The sequence below is a fragment of the Marinobacter sp. OP 3.4 genome, assembly GCF_036224885.1.
Classification (GTDB): domain Bacteria; phylum Pseudomonadota; class Gammaproteobacteria; order Pseudomonadales; family Oleiphilaceae; genus Marinobacter.
In genome coordinates this window covers 20,614-36,665 of record NZ_JAVVLT010000104.1, presented here as the reverse complement: position 1 = coordinate 36,665, position 16,052 = coordinate 20,614, and the positions used below count along the sequence as shown (strand labels likewise).

General features: G+C 61.9%; 17 protein-coding genes and 2 tRNA genes. 15 read left to right on the top strand and 4 right to left on the bottom strand.

Translation table 11 applies throughout. From position 1 onward, the window contains the following. Positions 1-12: 12 nt before the first annotated feature. The 7 genes from tolR to nadA all read left to right on the top strand — a co-directional run bounded on the left by tolR (position 13) and on the right by nadA (position 5,736). Positions 13-465, top strand: a complete 453-nt coding sequence (gene tolR / locus RO069_RS17240; protein WP_328189392.1) for a protein TolR — start codon at positions 13-15, stop codon at positions 463-465. Positions 466-468: 3 nt separating this feature from the next. After that, positions 469-1,521 (top strand): cell envelope integrity protein TolA, encoded by a 1,053-nt coding sequence (gene tolA / locus RO069_RS17235; protein WP_328189289.1) that lies wholly within the window; start codon positions 469-471, stop codon positions 1,519-1,521. Positions 1,522-1,574: 53 nt separating this feature from the next. Further along, positions 1,575-2,912 carry a Tol-Pal system beta propeller repeat protein TolB gene (tolB, locus tag RO069_RS17230; protein ID WP_442915389.1) on the top strand — a complete coding sequence of 446 codons (1,338 nt, stop codon included), beginning with the start codon at positions 1,575-1,577 and terminating at the stop codon, positions 2,910-2,912. 76 nt (positions 2,913-2,988) lie between these two features. Further along, on the top strand, positions 2,989-3,555 hold the full coding sequence (gene pal, locus RO069_RS17225; protein ID WP_328189287.1) for a peptidoglycan-associated lipoprotein Pal: 567 nt from the start codon (positions 2,989-2,991) through the stop codon (positions 3,553-3,555). Positions 3,556-3,586: 31 nt separating this feature from the next. Beyond that, positions 3,587-4,357 (top strand): tol-pal system protein YbgF, encoded by a 771-nt coding sequence (ybgF, locus tag RO069_RS17220; RefSeq protein WP_328189286.1) that lies wholly within the window; start codon positions 3,587-3,589, stop codon positions 4,355-4,357. A gap of 47 nt (positions 4,358-4,404) precedes the next feature. Beyond that, positions 4,405-4,480, top strand: a tRNA-Lys gene (locus RO069_RS17215). Positions 4,481-4,674: 194 nt separating this feature from the next. Further along, positions 4,675-5,736 (top strand): quinolinate synthase NadA, encoded by a 1,062-nt coding sequence (nadA, locus tag RO069_RS17210; protein WP_328189390.1) that lies wholly within the window; start codon positions 4,675-4,677, stop codon positions 5,734-5,736. A gap of 42 nt (positions 5,737-5,778) precedes the next feature. Here the strand turns inward: nadA and RO069_RS17205 are convergent, their stop codons facing one another. Then, the gene (locus RO069_RS17205) at positions 5,779-7,257 is read right to left on the bottom strand and encodes a M48 family metalloprotease (RefSeq protein ID WP_442915388.1); all 1,479 of its coding nucleotides are present in this window, start codon (positions 7,255-7,257) and stop codon (positions 5,779-5,781) included. Positions 7,258-7,355: 98 nt separating this feature from the next. Between RO069_RS17205 and RO069_RS17200 the strand changes: the two genes are divergently transcribed. Next, positions 7,356-7,589, top strand: coding sequence for a sulfurtransferase TusA family protein (locus tag RO069_RS17200; protein ID WP_442915387.1), 234 nt, complete (start codon positions 7,356-7,358; stop codon positions 7,587-7,589). A gap of 8 nt (positions 7,590-7,597) precedes the next feature. After that, positions 7,598-8,671, top strand: a complete 1,074-nt coding sequence (locus RO069_RS17195) for an AI-2E family transporter (RefSeq protein ID WP_328189283.1) — start codon at positions 7,598-7,600, stop codon at positions 8,669-8,671. 63 nt (positions 8,672-8,734) lie between these two features. Here the strand turns inward: RO069_RS17195 and RO069_RS17190 are convergent, their stop codons facing one another. Next, the gene (locus RO069_RS17190) at positions 8,735-9,205 is read right to left on the bottom strand and encodes a peroxiredoxin (RefSeq protein ID WP_328189282.1); all 471 of its coding nucleotides are present in this window, start codon (positions 9,203-9,205) and stop codon (positions 8,735-8,737) included. Positions 9,206-9,279: 74 nt separating this feature from the next. Between RO069_RS17190 and dapA the strand changes: the two genes are divergently transcribed. The 6 genes from dapA to RO069_RS17160 all read left to right on the top strand — a co-directional run bounded on the left by dapA (position 9,280) and on the right by RO069_RS17160 (position 14,766). Then, positions 9,280-10,158, top strand: coding sequence for a 4-hydroxy-tetrahydrodipicolinate synthase (gene dapA, locus RO069_RS17185; protein ID WP_328189280.1), 879 nt, complete (start codon positions 9,280-9,282; stop codon positions 10,156-10,158). Then, complete coding sequence (bamC, locus tag RO069_RS17180) at positions 10,159-11,250, top strand: outer membrane protein assembly factor BamC (protein WP_328189278.1); 1,092 nt, start codon at positions 10,159-10,161, stop codon at positions 11,248-11,250. Positions 11,251-11,324: 74 nt separating this feature from the next. Then, positions 11,325-12,038 carry a phosphoribosylaminoimidazolesuccinocarboxamide synthase gene (purC, locus tag RO069_RS17175; protein ID WP_328189276.1) on the top strand — a complete coding sequence of 238 codons (714 nt, stop codon included), beginning with the start codon at positions 11,325-11,327 and terminating at the stop codon, positions 12,036-12,038. Positions 12,039-12,111: 73 nt separating this feature from the next. Then, positions 12,112-12,843, top strand: coding sequence for a TIGR04219 family outer membrane beta-barrel protein (locus RO069_RS17170; protein ID WP_328189274.1), 732 nt, complete (start codon positions 12,112-12,114; stop codon positions 12,841-12,843). A 64-nt stretch (positions 12,844-12,907) separates the two neighbouring features. After that, positions 12,908-13,915: an NAD-dependent epimerase gene (locus RO069_RS17165; RefSeq protein ID WP_328189272.1), complete on the top strand. Its 1,008-nt coding sequence runs from the start codon at positions 12,908-12,910 to the stop codon at positions 13,913-13,915. A 59-nt stretch (positions 13,916-13,974) separates the two neighbouring features. Next, a complete protein-coding gene (locus tag RO069_RS17160) occupies positions 13,975-14,766 on the top strand; it encodes a GNAT family N-acetyltransferase (protein WP_328189270.1) in 792 nt (263 codons plus the stop codon). A gap of 77 nt (positions 14,767-14,843) precedes the next feature. On the opposite strand, the gene RO069_RS17155 is transcribed toward RO069_RS17160, so the two are convergent. Continuing rightward, positions 14,844-14,920 (bottom strand) — tRNA-Val (locus tag RO069_RS17155). Positions 14,921-14,995: 75 nt separating this feature from the next. Further along, complete coding sequence (locus tag RO069_RS17150; RefSeq protein ID WP_328189268.1) at positions 14,996-15,988, bottom strand: DMT family transporter; 993 nt, start codon at positions 15,986-15,988, stop codon at positions 14,996-14,998. Between the last annotated feature and the right edge of the window lie 64 nt (positions 15,989-16,052).

Here is a 16,052-nt window from a genome sequence, read left to right as displayed (position 1 = left end):
GGAGAGGATGTGATGAAAGGCGGAATGATGCACACGGTTCGCCGCAAGCCCATGGCGGAGATCAACGTCGTACCTTATATCGACGTGATGCTGGTGTTGCTGGTCATCTTCATGGTGACCGCCCCCATGCTGACCCAGGGTGTGAAGGTGGACCTGCCGGAGACAACATCGGACCCGATCCAGGCGGAGAAGGAGACCGAGTCGGTGGTGGTATCCATCGACGCCAATGGTGCCTACTATCTGCAGGTGGGGGACGAGGACAGTGACCCGATGCCCCTGCGTCAGGTACAGGAGATGGTCGGCAAGATCATGGCCGGGCGCACCAATCGCGAGGTGCTGGTGCGTGGCGACCAGAACGTGCAGTACGGCAAGGTGGTTCAACTGATGTCGGTACTGCAGCAGGCGGGCGCCACCAATGTGGGCCTGATTACCGAGGCAGAAGAGACGGATGAGGCGGGTGGATAATCTGTGACGGATCCACGACCCGAAGAACGTAAGGAAAGCCGTCCGGCGTGGACATCGCCGGTGTTATTGTCACTGGTGCTCCATGGCACCATCGTGGCGATCACGCTGATGAGCTGGCACTGGGTTTCGCCCATTGAGGAACCGCCGGAGCCCAGTATCTCCGCCCGGCTGGTGTCCCCGGAGGCGGTGCCGCCCCAGGAAACCACCACGCCGCCGCCACAGCCTGAACCCGCCGAGCCGGAACAGCCCCCGGAGGAGGAGCGTCAGGAGCAGGAAGAGGAACAGCGGCGCATCCAGCAGGAGCAGGAACGCCAGCGCCAGGAACAGGAACAGCGCGAGCAGGAACGCCTGGAGCAGCAGCGCCGTGAGCAGGAGGCTGCCCGCGAACGTGAGCGCCAGGCCCGCGAGGAAGAAGCTGCCCGACAGAAAGCCCAGGCCGAAGCGGAAGAGCAAGCCCGCCGCAAGGCCGAGGAAGAGCGCAAGGCCCGGGAAGAGGCCGAGCGCAAGGCCGAAGAGGAGCGCCAGCGCCAGGAACAGCAGCGTCGTGAGGAAGAGGAGCGGCGTCGACAGGAAGAGGAACGCCAGCGGCAGGAGGAAGAGCGCCGTCGCCAGGAAGAGGCAGAGCGTCAGCGGCAGCAGGAAGAAGCCGCACGTCGTGAGCGGGAGCAGCAACTGGAGGCCATGGCCCGGGAGGCCGAGGAGGCCAGGCAGGCGGAAGAGCGGCGTCGCCAGGAGGCGGCTGCCGCCCGAGCCCGGGAAACCCAGATGCAGAATGAGCGGCAGCGTTACATGTCGCTGATTGGACAGGCAATTGAGGACCAATGGTACCCGCCTTCCTCCGCCCGCGAGGGTATGAATGTGGTACTACGGCTGACGCTGCTGCCGAATGGTGAACTTCAGTCGGTTGAAGTCGTCCAAAGCAGCGGCAACCAGGCGTTCGATAACTCTGCCATCAGTGCCGCCCGGGCACTGCGTGAGTATCCGATCCCGGATCGCCGGGATACCTTTGAACGCTACTTCAGGCAGTTCACGATCAGCTTTGAGCCGGAGGTCTGAGGTTTGATGCAGAACACCCAACCGGAACCCCGAAAAAGGATGGTGAGGCCAGTATGACAGTAACCAAACCCATGAACGCGGCCAGTCCCCTGAGGATAACCGGACCGTTTGCGCTGGTCCTGCTGATGGCAGCCCTGTTGCTGGCTACCTCCGTGGCTCGGGCGGAGCTGATGATCAGGGTAACCAAGGGGACCGGAGAGGCGATTCCAGTGGCGGTGGTACCCTTCGGAAAATCCGGAGACCTGCCGGCGGGGGACGATATCAGCACCATTGTCCGCAATGACCTGGAAATGACCGGCGAATTCACGCCACTGTCGGCGGAGCGCATGCTCAGCCTGCCTTCCAGCGGCGACGATGTCTTCTTCAGGGACTGGCGCATGCTGGGGCAACGCTACCTGCTGGTGGGCAATGTGACCCGGGACGGGGACCGGGTCCGGGCCCGCTACGAGCTGTTCGACGTAAACAGTGAGAAGCGCCTGCTGGGGGAAACCTCCACCACCTCGGTCAACAACATGCGCACCCTGGCACACCACATCAGCGACAAGGTTTACGAGGCGCTGACCGGTGAGCCGGGCATCTTCTCCACCAAGCTGGCCTATATCACCCTGGATGAACATGAGGGCAAGCCCCGCTATCGCCTCCAGATCAGTGACGTGGACGGTCGCCGCTCCAGTGTCAGGCTGGAGAGCAGCGAGCCCATCCTGTCCCCGGACTGGTCCCCGGACGGCAGCAAGCTGGCCTATGTGTCCTTTGAGAGCGGCAAGCCGGAGATCTTCATACACGAACTGGCCACGGGCAAACGTACCGTGGTGGCGTCCTATCCCGGTCTGAATTCCGCCCCCAACTGGTCACCCGATGGCCGTTCGTTGCTGGTCACCCTGTCCCGCTCGGGCAATGCCGAGATCTACCGGCTGGACGTGGACACCCGTTCCCTGACGCGCCTGACCGACCACTGGGGCATCGATACCGAAGGTGCCTGGCATCCGGACGGCGAGGGTCTTGCCTTTACCTCCGACCGTTCCGGCGGCCCACAGATCTACATCAAGGAGAGCGAACGTGCCTCGCCGCGCCGGATTACCTTCGGCAGCCGTTATAACGCGCGGCCGCGTTTCAGCCCGGATGGCGAGTATATCTACTACGTCCATCAGCGCGAAGGCGCTTTCCATATCGCGCGGACCGAGCTGGACTCCGGCGACGAGCAGGTGCTGACCCGCACCGGCATGGACGAATCCCCGAGCATCGCGCCCAACGGCCGACTGCTGATCTATGCGACCCGCCAGGGGAATGACAGTGTACTGACGGTCATATCCACCGACGGTGGCGCCGCCTATACGCTGCCGGCGGCCCGTGGGGATGTACGTGAACCGGCCTGGTCTCCCATCCTCCGCTGAACAGCGGCGGAGAGGGGGCAGGCCCAATGAAGACCATGAAACCGGAACAACGCAAACCAAAGCAGAAGGACGTTCTATGAACACCATGATGAAAAAATCCGCATTTGCCCTTGTACTCTCGCTGGGACTGGTCGCTGGCTGTAGTACCACCGGCGACGAGCCCATGGGCGATGATGAAATGAGTGCCGTGGATCAGGACGGCGGTGCCTCCGTATACGGCGATGATGGCGACGGCGGTGTTTCCTCCGATGAACTGCGGGACGGCGAGCGTGGCCAGGCTGGTCAGGGCACCACCGGCGAGGATGCGGCCTTACGTCGTATCACCACCTTCTACTTTGATTTCGACACTGCCGAAATCAAGGCGGAGTCCCGTGATGTGCTGGCGGCCCACGCCCGTTACCTGGCCAGCAACCCGAATGTGGATGTACGCCTGGAAGGTCACACCGATGAGCGTGGCACCAAGGAGTACAACCTGGCCCTGGGCGAGCGTCGTGCCAATGCGGTGCAGCGCTTCCTGGTTGTCAACGGTGCTGACCGCAGCCAGATCGAAACGGTAAGCTATGGTGAGGAAAAGCCGGCGGCCATGGGTTCCAATGAAAGTGCCTGGGCCCAGAACCGTCGTGTGGAACTGATTTTCCGCTAAGACACAGCGGCCACTGACAATAGGTGACCCCATGAGAAAGCTTCTCGTGGCGGCAGTGGCACTGGCGGTTTCCGCCGGTGCCCTGGCGCAATCTTCCACGCCGGCGTATCAGAATAACGAGTCGGAGGCCCGGCGGCAGTCCGCCGGTAACCAGGGAAATGCAGAGCTCTTCTTCATGATTGAGCGGCTCCAGGGAGAGGTTCGAAGCCTGAGGGGCGAACTGGAGGAGCAGCGGCATCAGCTCGAACGCCTGACAAGGCAGTCCCGGGAGCGCTATATCGACCTGGATCAGCGTTTGATGGAGCTGTCCGAACAACAGAGCCAGTCCAGCTCCGGTGGCGGTGGTTCATCCGGTGGCTCTGCGACCGCTGCGTCCAGCGAACGGCAACAGCCCCAGACCGTCAGCCAGGAATACCGGCAACCGTCGGCGGAAGAGCGGGAAGCCTATGAGCGGATCCAGACACTGATCCAGCAGGACAAGGCCTATGACCAGGCCATTGGTGAGCTGTACGATTTCATCGGCGAGTACCCGGAAGGGGACCTGACGGTGAACGCGTACTACTGGCTCGGTGAAGTCTACCTGGTCAAGCCCCAGCTGGAGCAGGCCAAGCAGGCGTTTACCATTGTCGCCACCCGCTACCAGGATCACCGCAAGGCACCGGATGCCCTCTACAAACTGGGGGTGGTTCATGACCGGATGGGTGAGAAGGATCAGGCCGAACGGTACATGAAACGGGTGGTTGATCAATACGGCGCCAGCCAGGCGGCCAATCTGGCAAAAAAATACCTGGGCGCCGGTTAAAAGGGGTTGATCACCCCAAAAAAATCCGTACTATATGCGCCTCGTTTGGGTCGTTAGCTCAGTTGGTAGAGCAGTTGGCTTTTAACCAATTGGTCGAAGGTTCGAATCCTTCACGACCCACCAATCAGGCAGGCTGATCCAGATGATTGGCCCGCCGTAAAAAAGAGCCTTCGGGCTCTTTTTTTTTGCCTGAAAATCCCCACAATCAGGGGGGTACGGTATCCGTCCCATACTGCACAATGTTTGTGGCAGGGCTGTGACCGACGCCGCGGGTGATATACTGCCCGTATTCAGGAGTAGCAACAGAGAAGCACATGATGACACGAGTTGACGATCGTATCCTGGTTCAGGAATACCTTGCCCATGAAGCGGAGCCCAAGCCGCTGAGTGACGAGGAAAAGGCCGGGCTGGAATCCCGCATCCGCGAGGCTCTCCGGCAGCAGGATGCGGTACTCGTCGCCCATTATTATACCGACCCGGACATCCAGCGCCTGGCGGAGGAAACCGGTGGTTGCGTGGCGGATTCCCTGGAAATGGCCCGGTTCGGCAACCAGCACCCGGCGTCCACCGTGGTGGTGGCCGGCGTTCGCTTCATGGGCGAAACCGCCAAGATCCTCAACCCGGAAAAGCGGGTGCTGATGCCAACCCTGGAGGCTACCTGCTCCCTGGATATCGGCTGCCCCCCGGATGAGTTTGCGGCCTATTGTGACCAGCACCCGGACCGTACGGTGGTGGTCTACGCCAACACCTCCGCCGCCGTGAAGGCCCGGGCGGACTGGGTGGTCACCTCAAGCTGCGCACAGGCCATTGTCGAAGACCTGGACGCCCGGGGCGAAAAGATCCTGTGGGCTCCGGACAAGCACCTGGGTGGCTATATCCAGCGCACCACCGGCGCCGACATGCTGATGTGGGATGGTTCCTGCATTGTGCATGAGGAGTTCAAGTTCCGGGGCCTGGAAGACCTCAAGGCCCTGTATCCGGACGCCGCCGTGCTGGTTCACCCGGAATCGCCGGAACAGGTGGTGGATATGGCGGATGTGGTGGGTTCCACCTCGCAGTTGATCCACGCCGTGCAGTCCATGCCCAACGAACGCTTTATCGTGGCCACCGACAACGGCATTTTCTACAAGATGCAGCAGCTTGCGCCCAACAAGACCCTGATCGAGGCGCCCACTGCCGGTAACGGGGCCACCTGTCGCAGTTGCGCCCACTGTCCGTGGATGGCCATGAATGGCCTGGAGAACCTGCTGCACGTGCTGCAACAGGGCGACCAGGAGATCCATGTGGATGACGCCCTGAGAGAAGATGCCTTGCGCCCCCTGCGCCGCATGCTGGACTTCACCGCCAACATGAACCTCAAGGCCGCCGGCAACGCCTGATCGGTCAGGTGTCGGCGTCTGGTCCTCCGACGGTCCGCCGTCTCAGGACTGCCCCAGGCGACGGCTGACTTCCGCCAGTCTCTCGGAGATGACCTGTCGCAGTGGAGTGCTGGACGGTGCCCGCTCCTGGGCCTGGCGAAGCTGTCGCTGGGCCGCTTCCAGGTCGCCCATCAGGATGTCGTATTCCGCCCGGGCCCGGTGCACTCCGACAATATTCCTGGCCATGCCCTCGGCTTCCGCGAGCCGCAGCCACAGGTCCTCGCGGTTGGGGTAGTCCCGGGTCAGGGTTTTCAGATAGTCCGCCGCCCGGCTGCCATTACCCGCCTGTATTTCGATGTGGGCCAGGCGGTCGGTAATGGGATAGTTGCCGGGATTGCGACGCAGGGCGGTTTCCATCAGTTCCCGGGCCTCGTCCAGCCGGCCCTGTACCTGCATGGCTTCCGCCAGGGTGACCTGGTAAGTGATGCGGTTGGGGCTTTCCTCCAGCAGTTCTTCCAGGAGGGTCCGGGCGCTGTCGGGCTGGTCGTTGGCAAGCCGTGCAACGGCCAGGCCGTATCGGGCCGCCGCCTCGCTGCCGGAGGCCGGGTCTTCCAGGTAGGCCTGGAAGGCATCGATGGCCTCCCCCTTGTTGCGGGCGTAGCGTACTTGCAGTCGTGCCCGCACCAGGTGGTATTCATGGTGGTCGCTGGCACCGATTCCCTGGTACTGGTCGGCGCGGCTCCGGGTGTCGGACACCCGGGACTGGGTCAGGGGGTGGGTTGAGAGGTATTCGGGCACCCGGTTCCCCTGCAGGCGACTCTGCCGCATCATGACCTCGAACATCTCCGGCATGCCGCGGGGATCGAGGCCGGCGTCCGCCATGATCTCCATGCCCACCCGGTCGGCTTCCTGTTCGTGGGCACGGCTGTAGGCCAGCATGTTCTGCACACTCATGGCCTGGGTGCCCATGATGGTGGCGATACCAGCCTCCGAACCGGTGACGGCGGTCAGCACGATGCCGGCAATGATGCCCGCCGCCGTCAGTGGTGCCGAGCGTTCCTGCTGCTCCAGGCGGCGGGCAAAATGGCGCTGGCTGAGGTGGGCCAGTTCGTGGGCGATAACGGAGCCGAACTGCTGTTCGGTCTTGGCGTTCAGGAACAGGCCGCCATTGACCCCGACTATATTGCCGGGCACCGCAAAGGCATTGATGTTGGGATCGTCAATCACCACGATGGTGAGCTCGCGGTTGCTCAGGGGGGTATAGGGCACCAGTCGATAGACCATCGACGTCAGGTACTCATACACCAGGGGATCCTGGATCTGGCCGGCAGAACGTCGTATCGAGCTCATCACCTGCTGGCCGATCTCGGCCTCCATCTGGTCCGACAGCAGGCCGCCGCCGAGACCGCCAATGGCGGGCAGGTCCCGCTCCTGGGCCTGGGTCAGCCCCGGCCATACCGGGGACAGGAGCATGACCAGGGCCATGACCAGTGCTACGGAGCGCCTCAGCGGGCAGGTGTCATTACTGGAATCGAAAGTCATACCTTGGCTGATATACTCCAAACGAAACAATGCAACACGCCGGAACCAAGGGCATAATGGTGGCCCGGCAACCACAGCGAGATTGTCAGAAACAACCTATGGTTGATATTACCCTTGATGCTACCGGGCTGCGATGCCCAATGCCATTGCTAAAGGCCAAGCTCCAGATTGGCGCCATGACTGTCGGCCAGGAACTGGAAGTACTGGCCACCGATGCCGGATCCGCAAGGGATATCCCCGCCTGGCTGGCGCACACCGGGCACGAACTGGTCTCCAGCGATGAAGAGCAGGGTCGTTTTCGCTTTATCATTCGTGTCGGAGATCAGGAGTAAGTTCCACCATGGTTCGCATTTTACGTGGCCTGGCCCATAAATATTTCTCGGATGACGAAGCGGTCATCCTGTTTCTCCTGCTGGTGGTTGGCGTACTGACCATCATCTTTCTGGGTGCCATGCTGGCGCCGGTGATCGCATCGGTGATCATCGCTTTTATCCTGCAGGGCCTGGTAACCCGTTTTACCCAGGTGGGGGTGCCGGAGATTGTCTCCATCATCGGGGTGTTCGTGGTGTTCCTGGGCACCCTGGCCGGCTTCCTGTTCGGGCTGCTGCCATTGATCTGGGCCCAGCTCGCCTCACTGGCCACCGAGGCCCCGCGCATTTTCCGGGATATGCGCAGTTATCTTGAGCTGTTGCCAGAGCAATATCCCAACCTGATCTCCATGAACGCGGTGAATGACTTCTATCACCAGGTGACGGCGGAGGCCGGTAACGTGACCCAGTGGCTGGTGTCTTTCTCCCTGAGCAGCATTCCGGACCTGGTGGGGCTGCTGATTTACCTGGTACTGGTGCCCATCCTGGTGTTCTTTCTGCTCAAGGACCGCCGTCTGATTCTGGCATCCATTACCCGGCTGTTGCCCAGCCAGCGACCGATGATGAGCCAGATCTGGCATGAGGTGAACCAGCAGTGTGCCAACTACGTGCGGGGTAAGGCGGTGGAGATCCTGATCGTCGGCGGTGTCACTTTCGTCACCTTCAAGATCCTTGGGGTTCCCTATGCCGCGTTGCTGTCACTGCTGGTGGGGCTGAGTGTCGTGGTGCCGTATATTGGTGCCGCGGTGGTGACCATACCGGTGGCCATGATTGCGCTGTTTGCCTTTGGCTGGGGCTCCCAGTTTATCTGGGTGATGGTGGCCTACGGCATCATCCAGGCCCTGGATGGCAACGTGCTGGTGCCGCTGCTGTTCTCCGAGGTGAACAACCTCCATCCGGTGATGATCATCATTGCGGTGCTGTTCTTCGGTGGTATCTGGGGGCTCTGGGGCGTATTCTTCGCGATCCCGCTGGCCACCATGGTCAAGGCGGTGTTTGCGGCGTGGCCGGTGCGGCCGGACGATCCGGTCCGGCTTCCGGAGTAGCGGGCCGCCGGTCGGGGTGTCCGGGGCAGGGCGCGGACACCCCCGATGGAGACAGTGGGGTGATCAGAGTTCCCGGACGGCCTCCAGAACCTCCTCGGCGTGCCCCTTGACCTTCACCCCGCGCCATTCCCGGCGCAGCCTGCCTTCCTTATCGATCAGGAAAGTGCTTCGGTCAATACCCATGTACTCCTTGCCGTAGAGTTTCTTAAGCTTGATAACGTCGAACAGGGAGCAGACGGTTTCGTCCTTGTCGGAGATCAGGTGGAAGGGGAAGTCGTGCTTGGCCCGAAAGTTCTCATGGGCCTTGAGCCCGTCCCTGGAAACGCCGAGAATGACCGCATCAAGCGCCTGGAACTGGTCGTGGAGATCCCGGAAGTCCTGGCCCTCGGTGGTACAGCCAGGGGTGTTGTCCTTGGGGTAGAAGTAGATCACCACGGGGTTCCGTCCCCGAAAGTCGGACAGCCTGATGGTCTGGTCTCCGGTGGCCGGCGCTTCGAAATCAGCAACGGGTTGGTCGAGTTCTGGCTTCGCCATGGCTTCTCCTTTGTTTCCCTTGTGTCGGTTGACACCCAAGATTACCATAACCGTTTTATTTGCACGGAGTCCTTATGATTACTGGTAGCCTTGTCGCTCTGGTGACGCCCATGCACCCGGATGGCAGCATTCACTGGGAGCAGTTGGATGCACTGGTGGACTTTCACCTTGATAACGGTACCCACGGCATCGTCGCGGTTGGTACCACCGGCGAGTCAGCAACCCTGACCCCTGCGGAACACCTCAAGGTGATCGAGCAGATCATCAAACGGACGGCGGGCAGGATTCCGGTGATTGCCGGCACGGGGGGCAACTCCACCCACGAGGCGATCGCACTCACCTCCGAGGCGGCGAAACTCGGCGCCGATGCGTGCCTGCTCGTGGTGCCGTACTACAACAAGCCCACCCAGGAAGGTCTCTATCGTCATTTCAAGGCCATCGCGGAAGCGGTGCCCGATGTCAGCCAGATCCTTTATAACGTGCCGGGCCGTACCGCCTGTGACATGCTCAACGAGACCGTGGAACGCCTGGCGGATATTCCCAATATTGTCGGTATCAAGGACGCCACCGGTAACATCCCCCGGGGGGCCGAGCTGATCAAGGCCGTGGAAGGCCGCCTGGCGGTCTACTCCGGTGACGATGCCACTGCTGCAGGACTGATGCTCGCTGGCGGCAAGGGCAATGTCTCGGTGACCGCCAATGTGGCGCCGAAACTGATGTCCCAACTGTGCGAGGCCTCCATTGCCGGTCATCAGGAAGAGAGCGACCGTCTTAACGAGATCCTTGATCCCCTCAACCGCAAGCTGTTCCTTGAGGCCAACCCGATCCCCGTCAAGTGGGCCCTGCAGCGCATGGGCATGATGGATACGGGCATCCGATTGCCCCTGACGCCCCTCAGTGACAAGTTCCACAACGAGGTTGAAGAAGCACTCAAGGCCGCAGGCGTACTCTGAATGACAGATAGCAACAACACAGTGATGCCTTGCTCCCGGGGGGGGATCCGGGTTCGTTCACTGCTGGCGCTTGCCATGGCCGGCATTTTCGCCAGCGGCTGCAGCCTGATCCAGGACCGGTCCGACGACTACGCCACCGCCGAACAGGCTGAACCACTGCATGGTATTGATGGTGAACCACTGCCACGCCAGCGTTCCGCCTACCCGATCCGTTCGGTTAGCGGAAGCGGAACCATGGCCAACCAGGTGCCGCGGCCACCGGACCTGACCGCCGAGATCCTCGACGAGAACTATGTTATCGAGTCGGTGAATGACCAGTCCTGGCTGCTGGTCAACGAGGTGCCGGGCCGTATATGGCCAGCGGTGGCTGCCTGGATGAACGAGACCGGCCTGGCCGTTGCCTCCGACAGTACCCAGCTTGGCATGATGCAGAGCGAGATCGCCAACTTCAGCCGCCGCGCCCGGGAACTGGTGGGGCTGGGCGAAGCCGTTTCCGGTGAGCCGCTGACGCTGGTGCAGGTCCGTCTGGCCCCCGGCGTACGGCGCAAGACCACGGAAATCCAGGTGCGCCCGCGCCGGGTGGAAGACGCCCCGGGGCGCCTGCTGCCGTGGCAGGACCAGCCCATGGACCAGGCCCGGGAAGAGCAACTGCTGAACGACCTGTCCCAGTTCCTGCAGGCCCGGGAAGATAACCGATCCTATTCCCGTGCGGCCCTGGACATGAGCAGTGAACCCCGGGTCAGCATGCGCCGGCCCAACGCCGAGCAGGAGCAGGCGGTTGTTATTGAGCTGCCGTACGACCGTGCCTGGGGTGAAGTTCGCCGTGTCCTCGAGGACGAAAATATCCCCGTGCTGGACCTGGACCAGAGCGCCGGTTATTTCCTGGTGGACGGGCGACCCGCCGAGGACCGCCAGCGTGGCTGGCTGACCAGCTGGTTTGCCGGAGATGAGGTGGAGCCGGTGGCCACCAACCGGGTGGACCTGGTGGAAGAGGACGGCAGGGTCATCGTCACTGCCGACCGCGCAGACGGCTATAATGGCGGCAACTACTCCCGCTCCGTGCTGTCCCGGCTCTATGAATACCTGTACTGATACCGCGGCCCCCGCCAGGGGGTGGCAAGAACAACGCAGTGGCCAGGACGCTTGCCTGGCCACCGGAGACTGATATGGAAAAGCGCAAAGAACTCTACGCGGGCAAGGCCAAGTCCGTTTTCACCACCGACGACCCCGAGCGGTTCGTGCTGGTGTTCCGTGATGACACCTCGGCCTTTGATGGCCAGAAGAAAGAACAGCTCAATCGCAAGGGCATGGTGAACAATCGCTTCAATGCCTTCATCATGGAAAAGCTGGAGGCGGCCGGCGTGCCCACCCACTTCGACCGGCTGCTGTCGCCGACGGAATCCCTGGTCAAGAAACTGGAGATGATCCCCGTTGAGTGCGTGGTCCGGAACGTCTCCGCGGGCAGCCTGTGCCGTCGCCTGGGGGTGGAAGAGGGGCAGGACCTGAATCCGCCCACCTACGAGCTGTTCCTCAAGAATGACGAGCTGCACGACCCCATGGTCAACGAATCCCTCGCGGCAACCTTCGGCTGGGCGAAGCCGGAGGAGCTGGAAGAGATGAAGCGACTGACCTACGAAGTCAACAGCGTGCTTAAGTCCCTGTTTGCCGATGCCGGCATGCTGCTGGTGGATTACAAGCTGGAGTTTGGTCGTTGTGAAGGGCGTATTGTGCTGGGAGACGAGTTCAGTCCCGACGGTTGCCGTATCTGGGACCGCGAGACCCGCAAGAAGATGGACAAGGACCGGTTCCGCCAGGGGCTCGGCGAGGTGATCGAGACCTACGAGGAAGTGGGGCGCCGCCTCGGCATCAGCTTCGACTAAACTCACTGAATGGGGGCCTCTGGAGGCCTCCATTTATATAGGTTGTCTACTACCGACCACAGGGGAGCCTTCCATGAAAAAACTGATACCCGCCGCAACCGCTTGCCTCTTTGTCGCCGCTCCGGTGGCACAGGCCGATGTCATGGGGATCGGCGCCACCATCGGCTATTGGGATTCCGATCTGTCCGGCACCGCCGCCAGCGGTTCCGACCGGGTGGACGTGGAGAACGAGCTGGACCTCAGCAACAACGATGAGGTGAACCTCAGCGCCTTCCTGGAGCATCCGGTGCCGCTGCTTCCCAACGTTCGCCTGAGCTATGTCCGTATCGACCAGACCGGCCGTGGCGAACTGAGCTCCGGTTTTGACGGCGTGCCTGCCGGGGTGCCGGTGGATTCGGAGCTGGACTGGCGGCAGACGGACCTCACCCTGTACTACGAGATCCTGGATAACTGGGTGAACCTGGATCTGGGCCTCACGGCTCGCGACCTGGACGCCGAGCTGGAAGTCAGTGATGAGGCCGGTCTCACCCGCAGCACGACCGACGTGGATGCGGTCGTTCCCATGGTCTACGCCGCCAGTCGTTTTGACCTGCCGTTGACCGGCCTGTCCGTGGGCGTCAGTGGGAACCTGGTCAGTTACGGTGGTGATTCTCTGTACGACTATGACCTCTTTGGCCAGTACCAGATCTACGGCGTACAGGTTCGTGCCGGCTACCGGGAAATGGCGGTTGATTACGAAGACGGCGATGACAGCCTGGATATCGACGTGGGCGGTCCCTTCGCCAGTGTCGGCTTCAACTTCTGATTTGGATGCCCGCCTGTCCGACCTGACCGCTGGGCAGGCGGAAGACTAGAACAGGGACAGAACCTTGAAACTGCTTGTTACCGGTACCGCCGGATTCATTGGATTCCACCTTGCCCGTCGTCTGCTGGAACGCGGTGACGAGGTGATCGGTGTTGACAACGTCAACAGCTATTACGACACCAACCTCAAGGAAGCCCGGCTGGACCGGCTTCGGGACCATCACGGATTTACCGAGGTTCGCCAGGACATTGCAGACCGGGCCGCCATGGAAGCCCTGTTCCGGCAGCACCAGCCCCAGCGGGTCGCCCATATGGCTGCCCAGGCCGGCGTCCGCTATTCCATTGAGAATCCCCACGCCTATGTGGACAGCAACATGGTGGGGTTCATGAATATCCTGGAAGGGTGTCGCTACAACAGGGTGGAGCACCTGGTCTATGCGTCCAGCAGCTCCGTGTATGGCGCCAATGAGACCATGCCGTTTTCGGTCCAGGACAATGTGGACCATCCGGTCAGCCTGTATGCGGCCTCGAAGAAGGCCAACGAGCTGATGGCCCACACCTACAGCCACCTGTACCAGCTTCCCACCACCGGGCTTCGCTTCTTTACGGTGTATGGCCCCTGGGGGCGCCCGGACATGGCGCCGTTCATCTTCACCCGTAAGATTCTTGCCGGCGAGCCCATCGACGTTTTCAATTTTGGTCACCACAAGCGGGATTTCACCTATATTGATGATATTGTCGAAGGTGTGATCCGCACACTGGATCATGTGGCCCGCTCCAATCCAGACTGGAATGGACTGGAACCGGATGCCGCCAGCAGCAAGGCGCCATACCGGCTCTACAATATTGGCAGCAATAACCCGGCGGAACTGGCCCGTTTCATTGAGATTATCGAACAGGAAACCGGCAAGACCGCCGAAAAGAACTACCTGCCCATGCAGCCGGGGGATGTACCTGCTACCTACGCCGATGTGGATTCACTGATCAGGGACGTGGGTTACCACCCGCAAACCTCGCTGGAGGATGGTCTGTCGCGGTTTGTTGCCTGGTATCGTGAGTTCTACGGCGTCTAGCTGAGCTTCCGGATTGTCATCGGCGGAGCGGACGCCCGAACAGAATCGGGAGGACACCGGTGATTGGTCCCCAGCTTGCTGATGAAAACCTGATCGAGTCGTTCCGCATGCACGCCCGCTGGCAGGAGCCCGCGGAACTGCATGAGCGTGACGGCATGTTGATGATCGCCGGGTGCAACAGTCGCCCGGGGCTCTACCGCAATTGCGCCCTGCGGCTGGACCCGTCCGTGCCGGCGGGGAAAGCCTTTGAGCAGGCCATGCGGTTCTTCGGGTCCCGGGAGCGGGGGTTTACCCTGGTCACCCGCAAACGCTTCGACGAGGATATGGAAAAACTGCTGGCGGATGCCAGCATCTTCCCCCGGGGCAGCGCCCCCTGCATGATCATCAATCGTGAACTGGAGCCGGCGCCCCTGCCCGAGGGGGTCTATACGGTCGCCATCACCGATCAGGAGCAGTTACGGGACAGCGTCCAGGTGAACATGGAGGCGTACCCGAGGCTGGGCATGGCAGCGGAGGAGGTGGCTGCCTTCTTCCAGCACGGTGATCGGGTCATGGGGGACAGTGTCAGCGGCCTGGTCGCCTACAAGGACGGCGTCCCCCTGGCCACGGCAATGACCTATGTCACTGGGCCATCCGCCGGTATCTACTGGGTGGGTACCGTGGCCGCCGCCGAACGCCAGGGCCTGGCCGGTGCCTGCACCCGCCTGGCCGTCAACGCCGGATTCGAGCGGGGTGCCCGCGTTGTCACCCTCCAGGCCAGCCCTTTCGGCCTGCCGGTCTACCAACGTCTGGGTTTCCAGAACTATGACGGACTCAGCTTTTACTTTTTTGGTCGTTCGCAGGTCAGTTGACCTCTGGTCCGGCGCACGTCGGCAGAGCCGCAAATAAAAAGCCCCCGAACGTTTCCGCTCGGGGGCTTTTCAGTATCTGGTAGGACCAGGCAGATTTGAACTGCCGACCTCTGCCATGTCAAGGCAGCGCTCTAACCAACTGAGCTATGGTCCTGTGTGCAACGGGGTGGAAATATACTGATCCCGGCCCGGTTGGTCAACCATTTCCCGGGACTTTTTGTTGTCTTTCTCAGCCCTGGCTGGTGGCCCGGATGCGGGCGATGCGGCGGGCCCGGGCGGACTTGCGCAGCCGGCCGCGGAGGGCCTTGGACAGCACGGTCCAGCGGTTGATCAGCAGGGCCAGCAGGATGACCCCACAGCCGGCAATCTGGGTGGGGGTCATGGTCTGGCTGAACCAGACCCAGGCCAGCAGGGCGACCCAGACCGGTTCCAGGATCAGGATCACCACACCGTGGCTGTGGGCGGACAGACTCTGGGCGTAGGTCTGCAGCAGGAAGCGGAAGGCGGTACCGATGGTGGCACTGGCCACCAGCCACATCATCAGGGTGCCGGTGAAGTTGGCGAACGTGGGCGCCCATTCTTCGAAGAACAGGGAAATAATGCCGGTCAGCACCCCCGCCGTGGTCATGCTCAGGGCGGTCAGGGGCAGGGCGGGCACCCGTTCCCGGATAACGGTCTCGCCCTTGCGGGTGACCTCGGTGCGGGTGTTGGCGGTACGGGAGGTCAGGATGTAGGAAATGGCGAAGATGAAGGATGCCGCCACAAACAGCAACTGGCCTTTCTCCGGGCGGAAGCCGTTCTCCAGGGACAGCAGGGCCAGCCCGCAGACCGCCACGGGAATCGCCAGCCAGGTACTCATTGGCTGTTCCTCGCGGAAGAAGATCCGGGCGATGGCGGGGACGATGACCACCGCCAGGCTGACAATGAAGGCGGCCTCACCCAGGTTCACACCCAGCCAGATGCCCATGACCCAGCAACTCATGGCGGAGCCGAACACCAGGCCCACCCGCGCGCCGCGCAGCATCTGCCGGAACTCCAGCCGGGGCAGTTGCCGCCGGGCAAAAAATGCCAGCAGGGCGCCGGCCATCAGGAAACGCAGGGACATGAACATCAGTGGCGGCATCAGCAGCACGGCTTCCTTGGAAAAAGCCCAGCTGAAAGCCGCCAGCAGGGTAACGAAGACGAGGTATAGATCCGATTTGTGGGTGTCAGAAAGGGCCATGGGAACGCGGTTATCCGGAAATCAGGGCGCGGAGTTTAGCATGCTCATGACCCCGGTCCTAATC

Coding starts and splice junctions, on each gene's coding strand:
- tolR (WP_328189392.1), top strand. CDS start 13: ATGAAAGGCGGAATGATGCACACGGTTCGCCGCAAGCCCATGGCGGAG.
- tolB (WP_442915389.1), top strand. CDS start 1,575: ATGACAGTAACCAAACCCATGAACGCGGCCAGTCCCCTGAGGATAACC.
- pal (WP_328189287.1), top strand. CDS start 2,989: ATGAACACCATGATGAAAAAATCCGCATTTGCCCTTGTACTCTCGCTG.
- ybgF (WP_328189286.1), top strand. CDS start 3,587: ATGAGAAAGCTTCTCGTGGCGGCAGTGGCACTGGCGGTTTCCGCCGGT.
- nadA (WP_328189390.1), top strand. CDS start 4,675: ATGACACGAGTTGACGATCGTATCCTGGTTCAGGAATACCTTGCCCAT.
- RO069_RS17205 (WP_442915388.1), bottom strand. CDS start 7,257: ATGACTTTCGATTCCAGTAATGACACCTGCCCGCTGAGGCGCTCCGTA.
- RO069_RS17200 (WP_442915387.1), top strand. CDS start 7,356: ATGGTTGATATTACCCTTGATGCTACCGGGCTGCGATGCCCAATGCCA.
- RO069_RS17195 (WP_328189283.1), top strand. CDS start 7,598: ATGGTTCGCATTTTACGTGGCCTGGCCCATAAATATTTCTCGGATGAC.
- RO069_RS17190 (WP_328189282.1), bottom strand. CDS start 9,205: ATGGCGAAGCCAGAACTCGACCAACCCGTTGCTGATTTCGAAGCGCCG.
- dapA (WP_328189280.1), top strand. CDS start 9,280: ATGATTACTGGTAGCCTTGTCGCTCTGGTGACGCCCATGCACCCGGAT.
- bamC (WP_328189278.1), top strand. CDS start 10,159: ATGACAGATAGCAACAACACAGTGATGCCTTGCTCCCGGGGGGGGATC.
- purC (WP_328189276.1), top strand. CDS start 11,325: ATGGAAAAGCGCAAAGAACTCTACGCGGGCAAGGCCAAGTCCGTTTTC.
- RO069_RS17170 (WP_328189274.1), top strand. CDS start 12,112: ATGAAAAAACTGATACCCGCCGCAACCGCTTGCCTCTTTGTCGCCGCT.
- RO069_RS17150 (WP_328189268.1), bottom strand. CDS start 15,988: ATGGCCCTTTCTGACACCCACAAATCGGATCTATACCTCGTCTTCGTT.